Raw genomic sequence first — 3,788 nt, 5'->3', positions numbered from 1 at the left:
CAGGCGCGGGACGCCGCCCTGCGCGGGCGCACCGCCCGGGAGCCATCCGTCCGGCAGGCGCGGGACGCCGTGCGCGGGCGTGCCGTCCGGGAAGCGCGGGACGCCGTGCGCAGGTACCGCGTCCGGGAAGCGCGGGACGCCGTGCGCGGGCGTGCCGTCCGGGAAGCGCGGCGTTCCGCCTGCCGGTGTCCCGTACCCCGCCGTTCCGTACGCCGGAGGAGGAGGCCCGTATCCCTGGGCCGGTCCCTGTTGCGGTGGAGGTGCGGGCGTCCGGCGCGGGGCCGGACCGTCCGGCTGCCGCGGTCTGCCCGCCTGTCCGGATCCCGACGAATCGCCCGGTGCCGAACGGCCTTCCCGTACGGCGCTCCTGTCCGCGGCGTCGCCCTTCGGGGCGGGTCCACGACGGCTGTGGCGTCCCACGTCGCGCCTCAGCCCCTCATGTTCTCGGCGGTGGTCTCCCCACCGGCGTCGGCGGATGAACCCGGAGCGCCCTGCGCGCCCGGCTCACCAGTATCCCCCTGATCCGCCGAATCCGTTGCATCCGCGAGGAGTTCGCGGAAGGCGAGGGCCACCGTCCCGGGGTACTCCATCATCGCGACGTGCCCCGCCTCCGGGATCGTCACCAGCCGGCAGTCCCGGAAGGCGCGCGCCGACCGCTGGGCCATGCGGAAGCCGACGAGCTGGTCCCGGCCGCCGTAGACGAGCAGGGTCGGCGCGAGCACCCGCTCGGCCTGGCGCCACAGTCCGTGCTGGCCGCCCAGCGTGTACGCGTTGACGAGCCCCCGCGCGGAGCGTGCCATCGCGTCCCAGAAGTACGGCAGCCGCAGCCGCCGCTCCATCTCCTGCACGGCGTTGCGGAACCCTTCCGGCGACACCCGCGCGGGGTCGCCGTAGCAGAGCCGCAGCACGCCCCGGACGCGCTGTTCCGCCGTCCACTCGCGGGTGATCCGGGTGAACAGCGGTGCGATGCCGGGCACCGCCAGCAGCCCCGTGGGGACGGCGGTGCGCTGCACCCGCAGTTCCGGCAGGGCCGGTGACACGAGCGTGAGGGTGCGGACGAGGTCGGGGCGCACGGCGGCGACACGGGTCGAGACCGCGCCGCCGAGCGAGTTGCCGAAGAGGTGTACCGGGCCGCGGCCGGTCGCGTCGAGATAACGGATCACCGCGCGTGCGTGCGCGGTGATGGAGTAGTCGCCGTCGTCCGGGGGCGGGGAGTCCCCGAAGCCCGGCAGGTCGACGGCCTCGCTGTCGACGACGTCGTCCAGCAGCGACATGAGCGCCGACCAGTTCAGCGAGGAGCCGCCGAGTCCGTGGACGTGGAGAGCGGGTGGCAGCCCCTTCCGCGCGGGCGGCCGGGACCGTACCGACAGGGTGACCCCGGGCAGCTCCACCGACCTGAGCCGCTCGCCCTCCGCGACCCTGACCGCCGCCACCTCGGGAAGCACGTTTGCGGGCGGCACGGACGGCAGCTCGGTCGAAGACATGCGGCAATGTTACGAGACGATCACGCACTGGTTCATGTGTTCGCCGTCACAGGCCGTCACGAGGAGCGGGTCCCGCACCGCCACAGGGTGCGGTTCCCCTCGTGCGCTCCCTGTCACGTCCCGGTCGCGGATCGCATAGCGTCCGGATCGGGTGTCTCCTAGGCTCGTAGGGAGGGCACCCGCACATCGCCCCCGCAGTCCCAGGGGGCGTTCGCAGCAGACGTTCGCAGGAAGGGAGCCCGGCATGGCCGTAGATCCGACCGACCCCGAGACGTTCGTGGAGGACGAGGACGCCCGTGAGGACGAGGAGTTCGACGTCGAGGCGCCCGAGGTCGACGCGGCCGAGCAGCACGCGGAGGTGAAGCCGGACCGCGACGACCCGATGACCGGCATCGATCCCGACCGCGCCAGCGAGGCGGACCTGATGGAACAGGCCAGGGTCGTCTCCCTCGACGAGGACGACTACCGGTGACGAGCACACCGACAAGGACCGTCGTCGAGCAGTGAGGAGGAAACTTCTTGCCCGCTCTGACAGCTTTTGAAACCGTCCGTATGGCTTTCACCGCCGTCCGGTCCGTGAAATTCTGCCCTCTCACCGCGCACACCACGGTTACCGAAAAGTACGATGGCGGCGCGGCTCACACCGCACGTGGACGACAATGGGAGGCGGCGTGACAGCCATCGAGCAGACAGACGCGGTACGCCCGAGGGGTACACGCCTGCCACGCCGTGCCCGGCGGAACCAGCTGCTGGGCGCCGCCCAGGAAGTCTTCGTCGCGCAGGGCTACCACGCGGCCGCGATGGACGACATCGCCGAGCGCGCGGGCGTCAGCAAGCCGGTGCTCTACCAGCACTTCCCGGGCAAGCTCGATCTGTATCTCGCCCTGCTGGACCAGCACTGCGAGGCCCTGATCCAGTCGGTGCGCCACGCGTTGGCGTCGACGTCGGACAACAAGCAGCGCGTGCGGGCGACCATGGACGCCTACTTCACGTACGTCGAGGACGACGGCGGGGCGTTCCGTCTGGTCTTCGAGTCGGACCTGACGAACGAGCCCGCCGTGCGCGAGCGCGTCGACAAGGTGACCAACGAGTGCGCGGAGGCGATCTGCGACGTGATCGCCGAGGACACCGGGCTGTCGCGGGCGGAGTCGATGCTGCTCGCCTCGGGGCTCGGCGGTCTCGCCCAGGTGGTGGCGCGGTCCTGGCTGCACAGCGACCGCAGCGTGCCGCGCGACCAGGCGGTGCAGCTGCTGGCCTCGCTGGCCTGGCGGGGCATCGCGGGGTTCCCGCTGCACGGCAACGAACAGCACCACTGAGGAAGGCGGGCGGGCGCCGGCGGCCGTTTGTTCCCGTCGGCTGTTCGCTCCTGGCGTTGCCGGGCGCAACGTGTACGTCCCCTCACCGGGCTAATGTGTGCTGGTACGGCGCGGAAGGTCGCGCACTTCACTGACCGTCGGAGGGACATAGCCGTGGAGGTCAAGATCGGCGTGCAGCACGCGCCCCGCGAGATCGTTCTGGAGAGCGGTCAGAGCGCCGAGGAGGTCGAGCGCGTGGTGGCCGAGGCGCTGGCCGGGAAGTCGCAGCTGCTGAGCCTCGTGGACGAGCACGGCCGCAAGATCCTGGTCCCGGCCGACCGTCTCGCCTACGTCGAGATCGGCGAGCCGGCCCCGCGCAAGGTGGGCTTCGGCGCGCTGTAGGCGCGACCGGCAGTCGAGTGGTCGTGTGGAGGGCCCGGCGGTGCGAGACCGCCGGGCCCTCCACGTGTTCACGGACGGCGCACAGGTCCTCCACGGAGGAGGATTGGATTCCGCAGGTCAGGGGTAAACCGGGCTACGACCGATGTGAGCAGGCCGGCCATGTGGGAGGGACCCCGACATGCTCTTGGAAGCGCTCAGCTCCGCGATCCTCGGCCTGGCTCTGGCGTGGGTGGCCGCCCGCCGTCTGCCGCATCGTCTTCCCACCCGCGCCCTGGTCCTGCCGACCGGCGTGGCCGGGGCGCTGTTCGGCGCCTTCCTCATGCACACCGCGCTGGACGCCGGGAACATGCTGACGGTCCTGCTCGGCGCGGTGATCGTGTCCGTGGCGTCCCTGTCGCTGCTGCTGCGCCCGGCGGGAAGACTGCGCCGGTCGGCGACCGCCTGACCGGTCGCCGTCGGTGGCGGCGGGGGTGAACCGGTCGGGTGCGGCGCCCGGCCCGCGAGCCCCGGCACCGCGGCACACGGCACCGGGATCCGCTCCGCTCGACCACGGCACCGCAGGGGCGCCCCTGTGGTGCCCCGCGTCGCCCGGACGCCCGGACCTCGT

The 3,788-nt window shown here is 72.3% G+C and carries 5 protein-coding genes; 4 read left to right on the top strand and 1 reads right to left on the bottom strand.

Annotated elements, in window-relative coordinates; translation table 11 throughout:
- Positions 1–428 precede the first annotated feature (428 nt).
- Positions 429–1,484, bottom strand: a complete 1,056-nt coding sequence (locus B7767_RS26540; RefSeq protein WP_085574398.1) for an alpha/beta fold hydrolase — start codon at positions 1,482–1,484, stop codon at positions 429–431.
- A gap of 244 nt (positions 1,485–1,728) precedes the next feature.
- Between B7767_RS26540 and B7767_RS26535 the strand changes: the two genes are divergently transcribed.
- The 4 genes from B7767_RS26535 to B7767_RS26520 all read left to right on the top strand — a co-directional run bounded on the left by B7767_RS26535 (position 1,729) and on the right by B7767_RS26520 (position 3,626).
- The gene (locus tag B7767_RS26535) at positions 1,729–1,956 is read left to right on the top strand and encodes a hypothetical protein (protein ID WP_085574397.1); all 228 of its coding nucleotides are present in this window, start codon (positions 1,729–1,731) and stop codon (positions 1,954–1,956) included.
- A gap of 199 nt (positions 1,957–2,155) precedes the next feature.
- Positions 2,156–2,800, top strand: coding sequence for a TetR/AcrR family transcriptional regulator (locus tag B7767_RS26530; protein ID WP_085574399.1), 645 nt, complete (start codon positions 2,156–2,158; stop codon positions 2,798–2,800).
- Between the two features lie 153 nt (positions 2,801–2,953).
- Positions 2,954–3,181 carry a DUF3107 domain-containing protein gene (locus B7767_RS26525; protein WP_019522837.1) on the top strand — a complete coding sequence of 76 codons (228 nt, stop codon included), beginning with the start codon at positions 2,954–2,956 and terminating at the stop codon, positions 3,179–3,181.
- A gap of 178 nt (positions 3,182–3,359) precedes the next feature.
- On the top strand, positions 3,360–3,626 hold the full coding sequence (locus tag B7767_RS26520; RefSeq protein WP_085574396.1) for a hypothetical protein: 267 nt from the start codon (positions 3,360–3,362) through the stop codon (positions 3,624–3,626).
- Positions 3,627–3,788: the final 162 nt, after the last annotated feature.

Source organism: Streptomyces sp. 13-12-16, assembly GCF_002114215.1.
Taxonomy (GTDB): Bacteria; Actinomycetota; Actinomycetes; order Streptomycetales; family Streptomycetaceae; genus Streptomyces.
Note: the sequence above shows the minus strand (reverse complement) of the source record. Positions and strands in the feature narration are given on the sequence as shown.

Excerpts from the sequence above, each read along its gene's own strand:
- B7767_RS26540 (WP_085574398.1), bottom strand. The coding sequence starts at position 1,484 with ATGTCTTCGACCGAGCTGCCGTCCGTGCCGCCCGCAAACGTGCTTCCC.
- B7767_RS26535 (WP_085574397.1), top strand. The coding sequence starts at position 1,729 with ATGGCCGTAGATCCGACCGACCCCGAGACGTTCGTGGAGGACGAGGAC.
- B7767_RS26520 (WP_085574396.1), top strand. The coding sequence starts at position 3,360 with ATGCTCTTGGAAGCGCTCAGCTCCGCGATCCTCGGCCTGGCTCTGGCG.